This window comes from Pseudomonas sp. UFMG81 (assembly GCF_015354575.1).
Classification (GTDB): Bacteria; Pseudomonadota; Gammaproteobacteria; order Pseudomonadales; family Pseudomonadaceae; genus Aquipseudomonas.
The window spans coordinates 1-16,211 of sequence record NZ_JACAFQ010000062.1 but is presented as its reverse complement, the minus strand read 5'-3'; the positions used below and the strand labels follow the sequence as shown (position 1 = coordinate 16,211).

Genomic DNA, 16,211 nt, shown 5'->3' with positions numbered 1-16,211 from the left:
TTTCCCGTCATGGGGTGGTTGGGGTGGCCTCGCCGTGAGTCTGGCGGGCTTGCGGGTGGCTTCGGGGTTTTCGACGGGGGAGTTGTAGCCCCTATGAGATCGAGCGCCGCCCGCGCGGCGCATCGCTGGCAAGCCAGCTCCCACATCTGTTTCGGGCCAATCCATCCTTTGAGGTCTCCACCGTCCGCCTTGGTGCATGTCTCAAGTCGGGTGGAGCGGCATCAGCGCCAACGCTGAAACCGCGGCGTACAAACAGGGCGGACAGTGAAGATGGACCAGGAATAACCGGCCCGAAACAGATGTGGGAGCTGGCTTGCCAGCGATGCGCCGCGCGGGCGGCGCTCGATCTCAAGAACGCTAAAAACCTATCGCCATGCACCTGTGCGCCNCCCGCAATTCCCCCAGCAGCACAAGCTCAACAAAATACATAACACTAGTTGCGCTAAATCAATCGCAGCAGTAGAGTCTGTAAAAACAACAACAAGTCGTAGGAGGATGCCCTGCATGCCGCAGCCTCCCTATGCGCTTGTCGCCCAGCGGTTTCCCCGCTGACCGGAGAGCGTGCATGAACACTTTCAGCGAAACAAAGACCGGCACTGACCGATTCCGCCTGCTCGGCGGCTGGGTGGAGCGCCCCGATGACCTGCAGCCAGCCCTAGAGGGCGATATCACTGCCGACGTAGTGATCATCGGCGCAGGCTTCGCCGGCCTTTCCACCGCCCTGGAACTGACCGCGCTGGGTGCCAGCGTGGTGGTGCTCGAGCAGGACTTCGCAGGCTTTGGCGCCAGTGGGCGCAACGCCGGTTACCTGGCCGGCAGCATGGGTGTGGAGTTCGAACTGTTCCACAAGCGTGTGGGCCTGGAGCAGGCCAGGAAGCTGGTGTCGTTCTACGATGAAGGCGTCAGCTACGTGGAGCGACGGCTGCGCGAGCTGGCCATCGATTGCGACTACAACCCCTCCGGCATCATTCGCGCCGCGGTGCATCCGTCCCAGGAGAAGAAGCTGCGCCACAGCATGGCGCTCGGGCAGCATCTGGGTTCGGTCACACGCTTCGTCGATGCGGACGAAATGCGTGCACGGGGCATCCCGCCGGCCTTCCTGTTCGGCTGCACACAGCACGGCGGCACCCTGGACCCAGGCAAGTACATCATGGGCCTGCGCCGTGCCGCACTGCGGGCCGGGGTGCGGCTGTTCGAGCAGACCCGGTTGCTGTCCTACAGCGAAGGCCCGAGCATCGTCTGCCGCACCGAGCGTGGCAGCGCCAGCGCGCCGTTCATGGTGCTGGCCACAAACGCCTACACGCCGCAGCTGGGTTTGCTGCGTGACAAGGTGGTGCCGCTGCGGGTCTCGGCGATCGAGACCGCACCGCTGTCCAAGGCTCAGCTCAAGACCTTGGGCTGGCAGGGCAGGGAAGGCATCGTCACCCCGCACTGGACCATGGAAAGCCATCGGCTGACGGCGCGGGACACCTTGCTGGTCACCACCAAGCAGCTCGGCTACGCCTATGGCTCGGGCACGCCCAACCAGCCTGATCCTGCAGCTTACAAAGTCTTGGTACAGGCCATGGACGACCGCTTCCCGACCCTGCGCGGCACCCCCATCGGTGCCTGCTGGAGCGGCTACATCAGCCTGGCCTTCGATGCATTGCCGGTGGTCGGTACCACCGGCCTCCAGCGCAACATCCTCTACAGCGCCGGGTGTTCCGGGCATGGCGTCGGCACCCAGTCGCTGGTCGGCTACCTGTTGGCCGAGCGGATCGGGGGCATCGAGCACCCGCTGCTGGCCGCGCTGCGCCACAAGACCCCCACCACGCTGCCCGAACCGCTGCAATGGTGCGCCATGAAGGCCGCCCTGGCGGGAGTGAACCGGCTCGACCGCGCCTTGAACCGCAAAGTCCGGGCTTCGCTCGCACCGTAACGTCCTCGCATTAGCAACCCTGGAGCAACCATGAACAGCACAACGAACGAGGCCGTCCGGGTGACGGCCTGGGCGGCAATCCTTGGCGGCGTGTTCGCCTACCTGAACGTCGGCTTCATGCTGATGGTGACCCACGGCGACATGACCGTGACCCTGGACGGTGCGCAGATGCTGAGCCTGCCGGCCGAGCTTCGGCAGTACTTCAGGCTGTCGATGTTCGCCGACCTGCTGGGCTTCTACCTGCCGTTGCTGGTGATTGGCGGCTATCTGTGGCGCGCCTTTCGCGAGCAAGCCGGCGCCTTGGGGGACATGGCCGTCCTGGCCATTGCCACCTACGTGGTCCTGGGCGTGGTCGGTGCAGGGTTGCAGCTGTCGGTGCTCAACCCGCTGGCCGAATTGCACCAGGGCGGTACACCGGCCGTGCAGGCCGCCGCCGAAGTCGCCTGGACCAGCATCGCGGTGGGTAGCCAACGCGGCCTGTGGTGGTGCGAGGGGCCGGTGGTGCTGTTCTGGGGGCTGGTGGTTGGCCGCCACCTGAAGAACGCCGGCTGGGGCGCCTCGATCCTGCTGCCATTGAAAGTCGTCGGCGGGTGCTTTGGCCTGTACTTCATTGCGGGCTTCTTCCCGCAACTCGATGCCCTGACCAATGCCTTGCTGGTCATCGTGGTGCTGATCTTCCCCTGCTGGATGGTGCTGTTCGGCGTGCACTTGCGCCGCCGTTCGCTGCGCCTTGCGCTGGGTGTGTGACCGGGCCCGTTGGCCAACCCTTCGACGCGCTGCCTGCTCAAAGCGCGCTTAAAACAACCACCGTGTGAGGCTCTTCGTATGGCTGCAAGGCCCCCCTCCAACACTTTCGATCTCAAACGCCGGCAGTTGCTCAAGTTCGCCGGCGCCACGGCGGCCGTCGGCGGCCTGGGGTTGCGCACGACACTGGCCAGCGCCTCGGACGCTCCGGCGGGCGCTCGCGACCGCGATGACGGCATCCTCGACGTTGCCATCATCGGCGCCGGCATGGCCGGGCTTACGGCCGCCCGTGACCTGCAAAATGCCGGCTGCCAGTCATTCGTGGTGCTGGAGGCGCGCAATCGGGTCGGCGGCCGGGTGCTGAACCATGACCTGGGCGGGGGCCAGATCTCCGAAGCGGGTGGGCAGTGGATCGGGCCGGGCCAGACGGCCGTGGCTGACCTGGCCCGTGAGCTTGAGGTGGGCACCTTCCCGACCTACTACCAGGGCAAGACCGTGGTGCTGGGTGGGGAAGGGCGGCTCGAAATCGACCTGCACGGCACCTTCGGTACCGACGAAAGCGTCGGCGCCAAGCTCAGCGAGCTGTCAAAGGCCGTGCCGTCTGGCGCGCCCTGGACGTCGCCGCGGGTGGCAGAGCTGGACAAGCTCTCGGTGGGCGACTGGCTGGCCCAGCAAGGCATCAAGCCTGAGGACCGGTCCGGCTGGGACACCAGCCTGACCCTTACCGGCGGCGTGCCGCCGGGCAAGATGGGGCTGCTGCATTTCCTGTCGATGATCAACTCGGCGAACTGCGACTACATGCAGCTCGACTCGATCAAGGACAGCGCCCAAGGCACGCGCTTGGTCGGTGGCTCGCAACGGTTGTGTACGCGGATGGCCGAGGCGCTGGGCGACAAGCTGCGCCTGGCGTGCCCGGTGCGTGAGATCGCCGACTGGGACCGTGAGGTGGTGAGGTTGAGCACCGATCAGGGCGAGGTACGCGCCCGCCGGGTCATCGTGGCGATCCACCCCGCGCTGTGCAACCAGGTTCATTTCCAGCCCGCGCTGCCCGAGGGGCGGGCTGCGCTGCAGCGGGCCTGGCCCGCCCACAGCCCGGCGCGCAAGACGGCGATGGTCTACTCACGGCCGTTCTGGCGGGACAAGGGCTTGAATGGCCATACCGTGCAGGTCAAAGGGCAGGTGCTGTGGGCCTGGGACAACTCGCCACCCAACGGCGAAATCGGCGTGATCAATGCCTTCATCGTCAATGCCATGGTGCCGTCCGACCCGGCCGCCGCACAGCGCGTGCTGGCGGAAATCTATGCCCGCTCGCTGGGGGACGAGGCGCTGACCCCCATCGGTTACCACGACCACGACTGGGGGCAGGCCGACCCCTGGAGCATCACCTGCGTGTCGGCCATCCCGCCGGGCTTCTGGAGCCAGCATGGCGAATCGTTGCGCCCTGGCTGCGGCAACCTGATCTGGTCGGGTACCGAAACTGCTGAAATCTGGGCAGGCTACATGGACGGCGCCGTGCGCTCCGGTCACCACAGCGCGCTACAGGCGCTCGCTTCGCTGCGTCAGGCTTGAGGGACCGTCATGAAGAAGAAACTGTTGTTGGCTGCCGGCGTCGTGCTGGTGCTGCTGCTGGCCCTGTTCGGGCGCGACCTGCTTGGCCTGTATCGGCTGCTGGACTATGTCGACACCACCACCCAGGCCTACGAGGCCGAGGGGCCCTGGCCACAGACGGCGGATGCCTGCGTGGGCTGTCATGGCAAACAGGGCAGCTCCCTGCACCAGCGTTACCCGAGCCTGGCAGGGCAACCCGCCGAGTACCTGAAAGCGCAGTTGCACAGCTTCGCCAGTGGTCAGCGCCTCAACCCGAACATGCAACCGCTGGCCATGAGCCTGACCGAAGAGCAGATCGCCAAGCTGACCGATTACTACGCGCGCCAGCCGGCGCTTGACAACCACGGGTTCCAGCCCGACCCGGCCCTGCGCGAGCAAGGCAGCAAGCTGGCGGTAGCGGGGGCCTGCATGGCCTGCCATGGCGAGAAGTTGCTGGGCCAGGGGCCTTTCCCACGCCTGGCCGGGCAAGGCGCCGACTACTTGCTGGCGCAGCTGGACGCCTTTGCACAAGGGCGGCGGATCGACCCGACCGGTTCGATGAAGGCGATCACCGCCACCCTGTCACCGCAGGATCGCAAAGCGCTCTCCCATTACCTTGCGTCACTCACCACCAACTCGAAATGAACACCCGAGCCCTATAAAAAAGAGAATGTCGCCATGGAAACCAAAGATGTTGTCGCCTTGCTCACCTGTGTACTGCTGATCTCCTCGGGAGGGATCTATGGCATCAAGTTTTTGCGCAAAGGCAATTTCCTGTTGGGCCTGGAATGGCTGATCGTGGCGTTTTCCGGGAGCAACCTGCTGATCTTCCTGTTGACCCAGTCGCAGATCTCCTACGGCATCTCGTTCTTCTGCGATGCCTTCTCCCGAGGCTTCGGCATCCCCATCGTGACGGTGCTCGGCCTGATGGCGGTGACCCACAACTACAAGCCTTCCAAGCTCAAGGACGCGGCGATCTTCACCATCACCTTCGCCAGCACACTGGTGATGATCAAGGCCGACTTCATGGTCAAGCCTTTGCCGTACTTCTATGTCGCCATGTGGTTCGCCTACTCGCTGTACCTGGCGTACTTCATCAGCCGCCTGGTGCGCGCCGGTGAGCGGCTGCATGCGCTGGGCGTGACGGTGGCGGCGGTATCCGGGCTGATCGTGGCGTGCATCTACGACTTCTACCCGATCCCAGGGGATGACACCAAGGCGATCTTCCTGTCCATCGCACTGGTCACCTGGTCGTACATGATGATCCAGCTGTACTACGCCTTCTTCGCCCTGGAGCGTGCCAAGGCCTACGCCCGCTGATGCCACCGTTCGCGGGGCTCCGTCGGTGGAGCCTGCGCCAACCTTTGAAATGCCACCCGGAGAATGTCCCATGTCCATTGAGCAAGTCGCGCCGGCGGTAGAGCGCATGCGCGAGGTGTTTGCACGCCAGCGCAAGGCGTTTGCCGAGCAGCGCTACCCTTCGTTGGCGTCGCGCCGCGCCAACCTGCAAGCGCTCAAGGCGCTGGTACTGGAGCATGCAGACCCGATCGCGGCCGCCATCGCCCGCGATTTCGGCCATCGCTCCAGCCACGAAACCAAGCTGCTGGATATCTTTGGCCTGGTCAGCGAGATCAACCATGCGATCAAGCACCTCAAGGGCTGGATGAAACCGCGCAAGCGTGGTGTCGGTCTGTGGTTCCAGCCTGGGCGCGCCGCAGTGCTCGCCCAGCCGCTGGGGGTGATCGGCATCGCCGCGCCCTGGAACTACCCGCTGTACCTGACGCTGGGGCCGCTGTGCGGCGCCCTGGCTGCCGGCAACCGCGCCATGATCAAGGTAGCCAGTGATTCGAGCCACTTCGGGCGACTGCTGGCCGACCTGCTCGGCAGGCACTTCGCCGAGGACCTGGTGGCGGTCGTGCAGCCTGGCCCGGGGATCAACGACGGTTTTTCCCGCCTGCCTTTCGATCACCTGATCTTTACCGGCTCGCCCGCGGTGGGCCGGCAGATCATGCGCAACTGCAGCGAGAACCTGACGCCGGTCACCCTGGAACTCGGCGGTAAGTCCCCGACGCTGGTAGCCCCGGGCTATCCGCTGCGCCAGGCCGCCGAGACCCTCCTCTGGGGCAAGTGCCTGAATGCCGGGCAGACCTGCGTCGCCCCTGACTATGTGTTCCTGCCGGCCGGCAGCAGCGAGGCATTCATTGAGCATGCCAGGGCCGCAGTGAGCCAGCTTTACCCGACGGCGCTGGCCGACAACCCGGACTACACCTGCATGATCAACGCCCGGCAACTGGCGCGGGTCGAGGCCCTGCTGGCCGATGCCCGCGACAAAGGCGCGCGGGTGGTGGCGCTGGCCGACGTCGAGGGCGCTCGCCGGGTCGGCAAGCTGGCGCCACACCTGGTGTTCGATGCGCGTGACGACATGCTGATCATGCAGGAGGAAATCTTCGGGCCAGTGCTACCGGTGCTCGATTATCGCCGGCTGGAGGAGGCTGTGGACTACATCAATGCCCATGAGCGGCCGCTGGCGCTGTACCTGTTCGATGAGGATGCCGGGCGTGTCGAGACGCTGCTGCGGCAAACGCTGTCCGGCGGGGTGTCGGTCAACAGCGTGATGCTGCACGTGTTGCAGGAGAACCTGCCGTTCGGTGGGGTGGGCAACTCGGGGTTGGGGCACTACCACGCTGAAGAGGGGTTCCAGACGTTCAGCAAGATGCGCCCGATCTTCTACCAGGCCAAGTTCAACGGCAGCTTCCTGCTCAAGCCGCCCTACGGGCGCTTGACCCAGCTCTTGCTGCGCCTGGTGCTGCGTTGATGCAAAGGTTGCTGAGACGGGCTGACGACGCTGTGACGAGTTGACGCTACTCCGGTTATCGTCATGCCCTTTTTTGCGCCCTTCGGGGCGCTTTTTTTGTCCACCTTGATTTTGCGCCATGCCAACAAGGCGGACAGTGGAGAGCTCACAGGATAGATTGGCCCGAAACAGATGTAGGAGCCGGCTTGCCGGCGATGCGCCGCGCGGGCGGCGCTCGATCTCATGAGCGCTGCATAAACACCGGCAGGCACCTGGTGGCCCTCACCCCATCTCCCGCCATGCACCCCAGGGCACCACACAAGTCTGAACTTTAAGGGCTGGCGGTGTGGCGTCCAGGTGCCTGTCTTGCAACCGCATGAGGGCCACCAGGTGTATGCCGACAGATCTGCAGCGCTCTTGAGATCGAGCGCCGCNCGNGCGGCGCATCGCTGGCAAGCCAGCTCCCACATTTGTTTCTGGCCAGTTACTCCTGGTCCATCTCCACTGTCCGCCTTGTTTGTACGACGCGGTTTCAGCGTGGGCGCTGATGCCGCATCACCAGACTTGAGGCATGCACCAAGGCGGACAGTGGAGACTTCACAGGATGGATTGGCCCGAAACAGATGTGGGAGCTGGCTTGCCAGCGATGCGCCGCGCGGGCGGCGCTCGATTTCCTAGGCGCTGGAGATCTATCGACAGCCCTGGCCGACCCACTCGGCACCACGCTCGGCAATCATGATCGACGCGGCGTTGGTGTTGCCTCCCACCAGGGTGGGCATGATCGACGCATCGATCACCCGCAGGCCCTCGATACCGTGCACACGCAACTGGCTGTCCACCACCGCCATGTCGTCCTGGCCCATCTTGCAGGTGCCGATCGGGTGATAAATGCTGTCGGTGCGCTTGCGCAACAGGTCGATCAACTGTTCATCGCTGTGCAGGCCCGTGCTATAGAAATCGCGTAGGCCGAAGCTGGCCATCGGGGTCTGGGCAATGATCTCCCGGGTAATGCGGTAGCCCTTGAGCAGTGTCTTGACGTCATCGTCGTGCCCCAGGAAATTGGGGTCGATGCGCGGCGCCACCCGCGGGTCCGGCGAGGCCAGGCCGACGCTGCCGATGCTCTTGGGCCGCAGCACGCAGACGTGACAGCTGAACCCATGCCCCCAATGCAGCTTGCGGTTGTGGTCGTCAACCGTGCCGATCACCGCATGCAGCTGGATGTCCGGGCGTGCCAGGGTCGGGTCGGTCTTCAGGAAACCACCGGCCTCGGCGCAGTTGCTCGACAGCGGGCCGCGCCGGTGGCGCAGGTAGTCGTACACAGCCTTGCCCATCTTAAGGCTGCCGCCCATGGAAACGCCCAGCAGCGAGGTGTCGTTGCTCTTGTAGCACAGCACCACGTCAGGGTGGTCCTGCAGGTTCTGGCCGACGCCCGGCAACTCATGCCGCACGGCGATGCCCTGGGGCTCGAGCTCGGCTCGCGGGCCTATGCCGGACAGCATCAACAAGTGAGGGCTGCCGAACGTGCCTGCCGCCAGCAGCACCTCCTTGCGCGCCTTCAGGTGCACCCGCGAGCCCTTGATCAGCGCCTGCACGCCGGTGGCCCGGTCGCCCTGCAGCACGATGCTTTCAACATGGGTGTTGGTCAGTACCGTGAGGTTGCGGCGCTGGCGGATCGGCTTGAGGAACGCGGTGGCGGTGCTCCAGCGGCGGCCGTCACGGATGGTCACGTCGTAGTAGCCGACCCCCTCCTGTTGTGCACCGTTGAAGTCTTCGTTGAAGCGGTGGCCGGCGCGCAGCGCCGACTCGACGAAGGCCTCGGTGACCACATGGCGATGGCCGCGCCCGACGTAGAGCTCACCTTCGCCACCGTGATAGTCGGTGTCGCCGGCATGGTGCATTTCGCTCTTGCGAAAGTGCGGCAGTACATCGTCGAACGACCAGCCTTCGTTGCCCAGCGCCTGCCAGTCGTTGAAGTCATCGTGGTGGCCACGGATGTAGACCATGCCATTGATCGAACTGCTGCCGCCCAGCACCTTGCCCCGTGGCTGGTAGCCCAGGCGGCCGCCCAACCCCCGCTGCGCGGTGGTCTTGAAGGCCCAGTTGACATGGCGTGTGGGCAGGATGGCGGCCATGCCCACGGGGGTGTGGATCAGGGGTGAACGGTCTTCGGGGCCGGCCTCCAGCAAGCCGACTGTGACGCTGGGGTCGGCGCTGAGGCGGTTGGCAAGGACACAACCGGCAGAGCCGGCCCCTACGATCAGGTAGTCGAATTCCATCGTGGTGTTCTCGAAAGGTGGCAGTGAGGGGGTGGCGCACGGCGCTGGGGTGGGTCAACCGTCCCAGTCCGTGTAGCGATTGACGAAGCTGACGATGTGCCGCTGCGCCGCCAGCGCCTGTGGCAGCGCGGCGATCATCTGGAACACGTGGGGCAGGCGCTTCCAGATCTCCAGCTGAACCGGCACGCCGGCTGCCGAGGCCTTGGCGGCGGCGCGCACCGAGTCGTCCAGCAGCATTTCGGTGCTGCCCACCTGGAACAGCAACGGCGGCAGGCCCGCGAAGCTGCCGAACAACGGCGACACCGCTGCTTGCCCATGCAACTCGGCGGGGGCGTAGAAACCGCGGATGCCGATGGCGAAGGCCAGGGTGAAGATCGGGTCATGCCGGGCATTGCCCAACGCGCTCGCGCCGCTGAGGGTGAAGTCCAGGAACGGCGACAGCAGCACGGCGCAGCTTGGCAAGGGTTGGCGCTCGTCGCGCAGGCGCTGCAGCAGGGCAAGCACCAAGTTGCCGCCTGCGGAGTCGCCGGCGATCACGATATTGTCAGCCTTGTGGCCTTGCTCCAGCAGCCAGTGATAGGCCTTGAACGCCTCATCGAGCGCCGTGGGGAACGGGTGCTCGGGGGCCAGGCGGTAATCGACCATCAGCGCCCGGGCCTTGAGCGGCTGGCACCAGCCGGCGACCATCGCCGCATACACCTCGGGGGTATAGGCGACGAAGGCGCCGCCATGGATGTACAGCACCACCCGTTCTTGGCGGCAGTGGTTGGGTGTCAGCCACTGGGCGGCTACGCCATTGCAGTTCACCGCTGTGCGCTGGACATCCGTGGGGAACGCCTTGGGCGCCTGCCCATCGAGCCGTTCGAACTGCTTGCGCAGCTTGCGGATATCGATGTTCAGGCCGTGTCCCGACTTAACCAGCAGGCGCAGAGCCATACTGAGCATCCTGCATTTCCACCGACCTTCGGGCGGATCGATCTCGCGGGTGTAGCACTGCGCGTTCATTTCGCCACCTCGGGCTGGTTGGCCGCAGGCCAGTGGTAGTCGCGCAACTGCTCGCGCAGCAGCGCCTTGCTGACCTTGCCGGTGGCGGTGTGCGGCAGGGCTTCGACGAACACCACATCGTCGGGGATGCAGAAGCGCGCGACCTTGCCGGGGTAATGGGCCAGCACTTGCTCGCGGGTCGCCAGCAGGCTGGGCTTGAGCACCACCACCAGCAGCGGCCGCTCGTCCCACTTCGGGTGGGGCATGCCCACGGCGGCGGCTTCGGCAATGGCCGGATGCGCCATGGCGATGTTTTCCAGGTCGATGGAGCTGATCCACTCGCCGCCCGACTTGATCACATCCTTGGCGCGGTCGGTGATCTGCATGAAACCATCGGCGTCCAGGGTGGCCACGTCGCCGGTGGGGAACCAGCCGTCCACCAGCGGGCTCTGGTCGATGCCGAAGTAGTGCTCGACGACCCAGTGCCCGCGAACCATCAGGGCCCCTGCGCTGTGGCCATCGCGGGGCAACTCGTGGCCGTTGTCGTCCACCGTTTTCAGGTCGACACCAAAGGGCGGGCGCCCCTGTTTGACGGCAATGGCGAAACGGGCTTCCGGGTCCAGGGTGAGCTGCGATGCCTTCAACGTGTTGACGGTCCCCATGGGCGACAGCTCGGTCATGCCCCAGGCGTGTTGCAGGCAGATGCCGAACTCTTGCTCGTAGCTGTGCATCAGCGCCGGCGGACAGGCCGCCCCGCCAACGATCATGCGCTGCAGGGCAGGGAGGCGCCCGCTGCTCTGGCGCATGTACTGCTGCAGGCTCAGCCACACGGTCGGTACCCCGGCCGAGAAGGTGACGCCCTCGCGTTCGAAGAGCTTGAAAATGCTCTCACCGTCCAGGCAGCTCCCTGGAAACACCAGCTTGGCGCCCACCAGCGGCGCCGAGTAAGGCAAACCCCAGGCGTTGACGTGGAACATCGGCACCACCGGGGCCACCACTTCGCGGCCAGACAGCGCCAGTGCGTCGGGCAGTGAGCTGGACAGCGCATGCAGCAGGGTGGCGCGGTGCGAGTACAGCACCCCTTTGGGGTTGCCGGTGGTGCCGGAGGTGTAGCACAGCGTCGCTGCCGAGTGCTCATCCAGCGGGGGCCAGGTGAAGTGATCCGGCTCGCCAGCCAGCAGCTCCTCGTAGCACAGCAGGTTGGCGATGGGCAGGGCCGGCATGTGCGCACGGTCGGTCATCGCCACCCAGTGCCTCACGCTCGGGCAGTCGGCGGCGATGGCCTGCACCAGCGGTGCGAAGCCCAGGTCGAAGCACACCACTTCATCCTCGGCGTCGCGGATGATCCAGCTGATCTGTTCGGGGAACAGCCGCGGGTTGACAGTGTGGGTGATCGCGCCGATGCCCGAGATCGCGTAGTACAGCTCGAAATGGCGAAAGCCGTTCCAGGCCAGGGTGGCCACCCGGTCGCCAGGCTTGACGCCAAGGCGGACCAGGGCGTTGGCGGCCTGTTTGGCACGACGCTGGGCGTCGGCATAGGTATAGCGATGAAGGGGGCCTTCCTGGGTGCACGAGACGATTTCCGTGTCACCGTGGTACCGCGCTGCGTGTTCGAGCAGCGAAGGGATGGTCAGCGGCAGTGTCATCATTTGGCCTTGCATGGGGTTCTACCTTTCTTGTTGTCATGCGCCGAACGGGGGGCGTCGTTTTAGCCGGCCACGCCAGAGGGCCGGGCGTCATAGGCGCCCTGCGTGCTGCGCTGGAAGGCCAGGCAGTCATCTTCGACGGGGTCCTTGAGCAGCATTTTCTTGTCGCGGCCGTAGTGCATGAAGACGAACCACGGGTAGGACTTGCCCTGGCGCGGGAGGAACTGCTGGTCGCGCTGGATATAGCCCGACTTCATCGAGTTCATGATCCCGTCGCCCAGGGCATTGCCGGCGTTGTCGTAGGGGGTGACGACATCGAAGTGGTTGCGCTGCATGTAGCGCATCAGGCGGCACAGGTAGGTGGCTGCCAGGCCGACCTTGAGGGTCCATGAAACGTTGGTGTAGCCGAAGATCCACGCCATGTTGGGCAGGTTTTCCAGCAGCACGCCCTTGTAGGTCATCTGCTCGCCCACCGGGTACGGCGTGCCGTCCACCGAGACGGTCATGCCCCCCAGCACCTGCAGCTTGAGGCCGGTCGCGGCGATGATGATGTCGGCGGGCAACTGCTTGCCGGACTTGAGCAGGATACCGTGCTCGGTGAAGCGCTCGATGTGATCGGTCTCGACCGAGGCGCGGCCGCTGCGGATGGCCTTGAACAGGTCACCGTCAGGCACTGCGCACAGCCGCTCGTCCCAGGGCATGTAGTGGGGGGTGAAATGCCGCATGTCGGCGTCCGGGCCTACCTGGCGGCGTACGTGCGAGAGGATGATCCGGCGCATCAGCCGTGGCCATTGCCGGCAGGCGATGTAGGCGGCGCGGTACAGCACGATGTTGCGCTTGCGTGCCAGGGCCAATGCCCAGCGTGCGGGCATGATGCGCGACAGCGCGGCGGTGAGCTTGTCGGTCGATGGCAGCGAGTAGATGTAGGACGGGGAGCGTTGCAGCATGGTGATATGCCCGGTCTTGTCCGCCATGGCCGGGATCAGCGTGGCCGCGGTGGCGCCGCTGCCGATCACCACGACCTGCTTGCCGCTGTAGTCGAGGTCTTCAGGCCAGTGCTGCGGATGCACCCGCACGCCTTGGAAGCTGTCTTCCCCCGGGAAGCTGGGCAGGAAGCCGTCGTCATGGTTGTAGTAGCCGGTGCAGCACAGCAGGAACTGGCAGGTGTAGTGCCGCACGGTGCCGCTGGCCTCGTGCAGGGCTTCCACTTGCCACAGGCGTTGCTGGCTGGACCAGTTGGCGCTGGTGATCTTCAGCCCGTATTGAATCTTCTCGGCCAGGCCGTGTTGCTGGGCGGTGTCCTGGATGTAGCGGCGGATCGAGGCGCCATCGGCCAGCACCTTGGCGCTGTCCCACAGGCGGAACTTGTAGCCATAGCTGAGCATGTCCGAATCGGAGCGAATGCCTGGGTAGCGGAACAGGTCCCAGGTCCCGCCGATGCAGGCGCGGCGCTCCAGGATCGCCAGGCTGCGCTCGGGGAATTCCTTCGCCAACTGGCAGGCCGTGCCGATGCCTGACAGGCCGGCACCGATGATCAAAGTGTCGAAATGTTGGTTGCTCATGGGGTCTCCGTGCCTGTGTGGCCAGGCCGGGCAGTGGATTGAGAGGGGCATGTCCGCTGTGGCAGGGCGCTGCCGGCAGAGGGGCGTCTTTGCTGCGGGGTGAGCAGCACGGTGAGCGATCCCGCCTCTGCTCGAATCATGGGGCCCTGGGTCCCGATCGAAGTGCCAGGCACGGGAGATGCGGCGGCGGGGTATCGCCTGCGTGCAGGAGGGGGGCAGGTTGCCAGCCGGGTGGGCCAGGCGTGGCGCAGGTGCGATCGATGCGTGGAGTCTGTCATGTGATGAGCTCCTGTAATTGTTGTTGTACCGACTGTAAATCGCCGCAATGATTAACGCAACACATGTTATGCATAACTGGCGAGCACACAAAAAAGAGCCGAAAGCCGACGGCCGCCGAAGGTTCGTTCGGCAGTGCTTTCGGCGATCGGCCCGGTGCTGTGGGGAATGGGGCGGTTATCGAACGGCCGGCGCGAGCCCCGCGAGGTAGTGCGCCAAGGCTTGCATTTCATCTTGCGCAAGCAGGCTGGCAGTGGCGTTCATGGCGCCGCTGGGGTCGGTTCTGTGGCCTTGCTTGAAGGCGATAAGCTGTTCCAGCAGGTAGGCCTGGCCCTGGCCGGCAATGCGCGGGCCCACCGGGCTGCCGGACAGCTGCGCGCCGTGGCAGGCCGTGCAGCCGCGCGCCGCGACGCTGGCCTGGCCACGCGCGCGCAGCGCCTCATCGGCTTCGGGGGTGTCGACGATTTGCGGGGCCTGGCGCGCGAAGTACTCTGCCAGGGCCTGGATGCGCGCTTCGCTCAGGGTCGCCGCCAGTGGCTCCATCTGTGGGCTGTGGCGCGTGCCGTGGGCGAAGGCTTGCAGTTGCGCCTGGATGTAGGCTACAGGCTGCCCGGCAAGGGCAGGGTACTGACCGTTTGCGGGTTGCCCGCGAACGCCGTGACACAGTGTGCAAGCATCCTGGGCTTGCGGCCAGGCACCGCCATTGGCTTCGTAGCGGGCGTAATGACGGTCCAGGGCATCCATGAACCGGTAGCCTGCGACCAGCTCTGGCCCGTAGAGCGCCGCCGCAGCCAGCACGCCTGCGGCGAGTAGCGCGGCACTCAACAGCACGGTCGGTTTTTTCATGCCTGCCTCCGGGTGCTGGCGAGCGCCTGCAGGGCTTCAAGGGCTGCGCGGTGGCCGGAGCGCACGGCGCCATCCATGCTGCTGGTCCACAGGTCCGAGGTTTCGGTGCCCGACCAGATCAGGCGGCCGACCGCAGGCTTCAGGTAGCGGCCCCAACGGGTCAGGAAGCCAGGGGGGATGGCGCCAACGCAGGTCAGGGTCCAGGGGTCGACCTTGGCCCAGTCGTGGTCATGGAACTGTTTGACCTCCAGGGCTTGCTTACCCAGTGCCCGCGCATAGATTTCGGCGAGGGTACGCTCTGCCCGGGCGGGGTCGTGGCTGAGCTGCGCGCTGCGCACGAAGCCCATCAGGATGCCCACGCTGGCATCCGCCGGCGAGTTGTCACAGGAGAGAATCAGCGGGCCGTCGGCCTGGATGACCTGGCCATTGAGCCCTTTGTCCCGCCAGAAAGGCCGCTCATAGACATGCACGGTCTTGCGCATCGGCGCGAGCGAGGGCCAAAGGCGCTGCAGTTGCGCGCGCCCCTCGGGCAGCGGTGGGTCGAAGACGATCTGGTTGCACAGCGCCGGGTGCAGCGCGGCGATGACCTGGCGGGTGCGGATGAGCCCCTGGTCGGTATGGAGCTCGACGACATCCTGGTCCCAGCCAACGATCTTGCGCACCGGGCTGGCCAGCTTGACCCGATCACCGAGTGCCTGGGCCATGCGCGTGCACAGTACCTGCGAACCGCCGACGAAACGGGTCTCCTGGGCGCCGCCCTTGAACCCCTCGAGCTTTTCCATGCTGCAATCGGCGGAGTTGATCAGCGACAGGTAATGCAGCAGTGCGAGGCTGGATGGTGGCGTGCCGGTGGTCAGGCCGATGGAGGTGTCGAAACTCAGCCGGCTGGCATTGTCCAGACCCTGGCCTGCCAGCCACTCGCCCACCGACAGCTTGTCGATTTCGGCTGCATCCGCTGCCGTCCAGGGTTCCTTGCTGGGTACCCGTTGCGCCATCTGGTTGAGCTTCTCGGTGATGGCGTGGTTGGCGCTTTGGCCGTTGCTCAGGTCTTCCTCGTAGCGGGCATCACCCACCAGGTAGACATTGCGGCCCTGGTAATAGGTGGGGAAGGTCGCGACATCCAGTTCGCGGGCCAGGTCGAAGATGGCGGTCTGGCCGGGGCCGATCCACTCGCCGCCGGCCTCCGAGATCAGCCCATTGCCGAGGGGATGGTTGTAGGTACGCCCACCTACGCGATCCCGCGCTTCCAACACCGCGAATGAGGTGCACCCGGCGCGTTGCAGGTCGCGGGCGGCGGTCAGGCCGGCCAAGCCGGCGCCGATGATCACCACGTCCAGCACGTGCTCTGGGTCGGTAGGCAAGGCTTGCGCCAGCGCTCGGCCGCAGAGGGCGGTGCCGCCTAGCAAGGTCGCGCTGGCCAGCGCTTGCACAAGGCGGCGCCGTTGGCGTGCGGGCCCTGACAGCTCTGTGTTTTCCTGATCCATCTTCGCCTCGGTCAACGTTGTTTTTATATTTAGATAACCAGTGTTATTTAAATAGATTACTGCGTTGGCGGGGGAAAGGGAATAGTCCGTAGGG

The 16,211-nt window shown here is 65.4% G+C and carries 12 protein-coding genes; 6 read left to right on the top strand and 6 right to left on the bottom strand.

Features of this window, described 5'->3' with window-relative positions; translation table 11 throughout:
- The first annotated feature begins 565 nt into the window (after positions 1–565).
- From IX761_RS26355 to IX761_RS26330, 6 genes are all read left to right on the top strand, one after another.
- Positions 566–1,918 (top strand): NAD(P)/FAD-dependent oxidoreductase, encoded by a 1,353-nt coding sequence (locus IX761_RS26355; RefSeq protein ID WP_194792413.1) that lies wholly within the window; start codon positions 566–568, stop codon positions 1,916–1,918.
- A 30-nt stretch (positions 1,919–1,948) separates the two neighbouring features.
- Positions 1,949–2,665 carry a hypothetical protein gene (locus IX761_RS26350; protein ID WP_194792412.1) on the top strand — a complete coding sequence of 239 codons (717 nt, stop codon included), beginning with the start codon at positions 1,949–1,951 and terminating at the stop codon, positions 2,663–2,665.
- A 78-nt stretch (positions 2,666–2,743) separates the two neighbouring features.
- Complete coding sequence (locus IX761_RS26345) at positions 2,744–4,231, top strand: flavin monoamine oxidase family protein (RefSeq protein WP_194792411.1); 1,488 nt, start codon at positions 2,744–2,746, stop codon at positions 4,229–4,231.
- A gap of 9 nt (positions 4,232–4,240) precedes the next feature.
- Positions 4,241–4,894: a c-type cytochrome gene (locus IX761_RS26340; RefSeq protein WP_194792410.1), complete on the top strand. Its 654-nt coding sequence runs from the start codon at positions 4,241–4,243 to the stop codon at positions 4,892–4,894.
- A 33-nt stretch (positions 4,895–4,927) separates the two neighbouring features.
- Positions 4,928–5,569, top strand: a complete 642-nt coding sequence (locus IX761_RS26335; RefSeq protein ID WP_194792409.1) for a hypothetical protein — start codon at positions 4,928–4,930, stop codon at positions 5,567–5,569.
- A gap of 70 nt (positions 5,570–5,639) precedes the next feature.
- Positions 5,640–7,064 carry a coniferyl aldehyde dehydrogenase gene (locus IX761_RS26330; RefSeq protein WP_194792408.1) on the top strand — a complete coding sequence of 475 codons (1,425 nt, stop codon included), beginning with the start codon at positions 5,640–5,642 and terminating at the stop codon, positions 7,062–7,064.
- A gap of 668 nt (positions 7,065–7,732) precedes the next feature.
- On the opposite strand, the gene IX761_RS26325 is transcribed toward IX761_RS26330, so the two are convergent.
- The 6 genes from IX761_RS26325 to IX761_RS26300 form a co-directional block, all read right to left on the bottom strand.
- Entirely contained in the window at positions 7,733–9,319 is a 1,587-nt protein-coding gene (locus IX761_RS26325; protein ID WP_194792407.1) for a GMC family oxidoreductase, read from the bottom strand.
- 54 nt (positions 9,320–9,373) lie between these two features.
- Positions 9,374–10,255, bottom strand: a complete 882-nt coding sequence (locus IX761_RS26320) for an alpha/beta hydrolase (protein WP_228534018.1) — start codon at positions 10,253–10,255, stop codon at positions 9,374–9,376.
- 65 nt (positions 10,256–10,320) lie between these two features.
- Complete coding sequence (locus tag IX761_RS26315) at positions 10,321–11,964, bottom strand: 3-(methylthio)propionyl-CoA ligase (RefSeq protein ID WP_194792405.1); 1,644 nt, start codon at positions 11,962–11,964, stop codon at positions 10,321–10,323.
- Between the two features lie 47 nt (positions 11,965–12,011).
- A complete protein-coding gene (locus IX761_RS26310; protein ID WP_194792404.1) occupies positions 12,012–13,511 on the bottom strand; it encodes a flavin-containing monooxygenase in 1,500 nt (499 codons plus the stop codon).
- 453 nt (positions 13,512–13,964) lie between these two features.
- On the bottom strand, positions 13,965–14,633 hold the full coding sequence (locus IX761_RS26305; RefSeq protein WP_194792403.1) for a c-type cytochrome: 669 nt from the start codon (positions 14,631–14,633) through the stop codon (positions 13,965–13,967).
- Positions 14,630–16,117 carry an FAD-dependent oxidoreductase gene (locus tag IX761_RS26300; RefSeq protein ID WP_194792402.1) on the bottom strand — a complete coding sequence of 496 codons (1,488 nt, stop codon included), beginning with the start codon at positions 16,115–16,117 and terminating at the stop codon, positions 14,630–14,632. Before IX761_RS26300 ends, IX761_RS26305 begins: the two co-directional genes overlap by 4 nt.
- Between the last annotated feature and the right edge of the window lie 94 nt (positions 16,118–16,211).

Excerpts from the sequence above, each read along its gene's own strand:
- IX761_RS26340 (WP_194792410.1), top strand. The coding sequence starts at position 4,241 with ATGAAGAAGAAACTGTTGTTGGCTGCCGGCGTCGTGCTGGTGCTGCTG.
- IX761_RS26330 (WP_194792408.1), top strand. The coding sequence starts at position 5,640 with ATGTCCATTGAGCAAGTCGCGCCGGCGGTAGAGCGCATGCGCGAGGTG.
- IX761_RS26335 (WP_194792409.1), top strand. The coding sequence starts at position 4,928 with ATGGAAACCAAAGATGTTGTCGCCTTGCTCACCTGTGTACTGCTGATC.
- IX761_RS26300 (WP_194792402.1), bottom strand. The coding sequence starts at position 16,117 with ATGGATCAGGAAAACACAGAGCTGTCAGGGCCCGCACGCCAACGGCGC.
- IX761_RS26325 (WP_194792407.1), bottom strand. The coding sequence starts at position 9,319 with ATGGAATTCGACTACCTGATCGTAGGGGCCGGCTCTGCCGGTTGTGTC.
- IX761_RS26305 (WP_194792403.1), bottom strand. The coding sequence starts at position 14,633 with ATGAAAAAACCGACCGTGCTGTTGAGTGCCGCGCTACTCGCCGCAGGC.
- IX761_RS26350 (WP_194792412.1), top strand. The coding sequence starts at position 1,949 with ATGAACAGCACAACGAACGAGGCCGTCCGGGTGACGGCCTGGGCGGCA.
- IX761_RS26345 (WP_194792411.1), top strand. The coding sequence starts at position 2,744 with ATGGCTGCAAGGCCCCCCTCCAACACTTTCGATCTCAAACGCCGGCAG.
- IX761_RS26355 (WP_194792413.1), top strand. The coding sequence starts at position 566 with ATGAACACTTTCAGCGAAACAAAGACCGGCACTGACCGATTCCGCCTG.
- IX761_RS26315 (WP_194792405.1), bottom strand. The coding sequence starts at position 11,964 with ATGCAAGGCCAAATGATGACACTGCCGCTGACCATCCCTTCGCTGCTC.
- IX761_RS26320 (WP_228534018.1), bottom strand. The coding sequence starts at position 10,255 with ATGGCTCTGCGCCTGCTGGTTAAGTCGGGACACGGCCTGAACATCGAT.
- IX761_RS26310 (WP_194792404.1), bottom strand. The coding sequence starts at position 13,511 with ATGAGCAACCAACATTTCGACACTTTGATCATCGGTGCCGGCCTGTCA.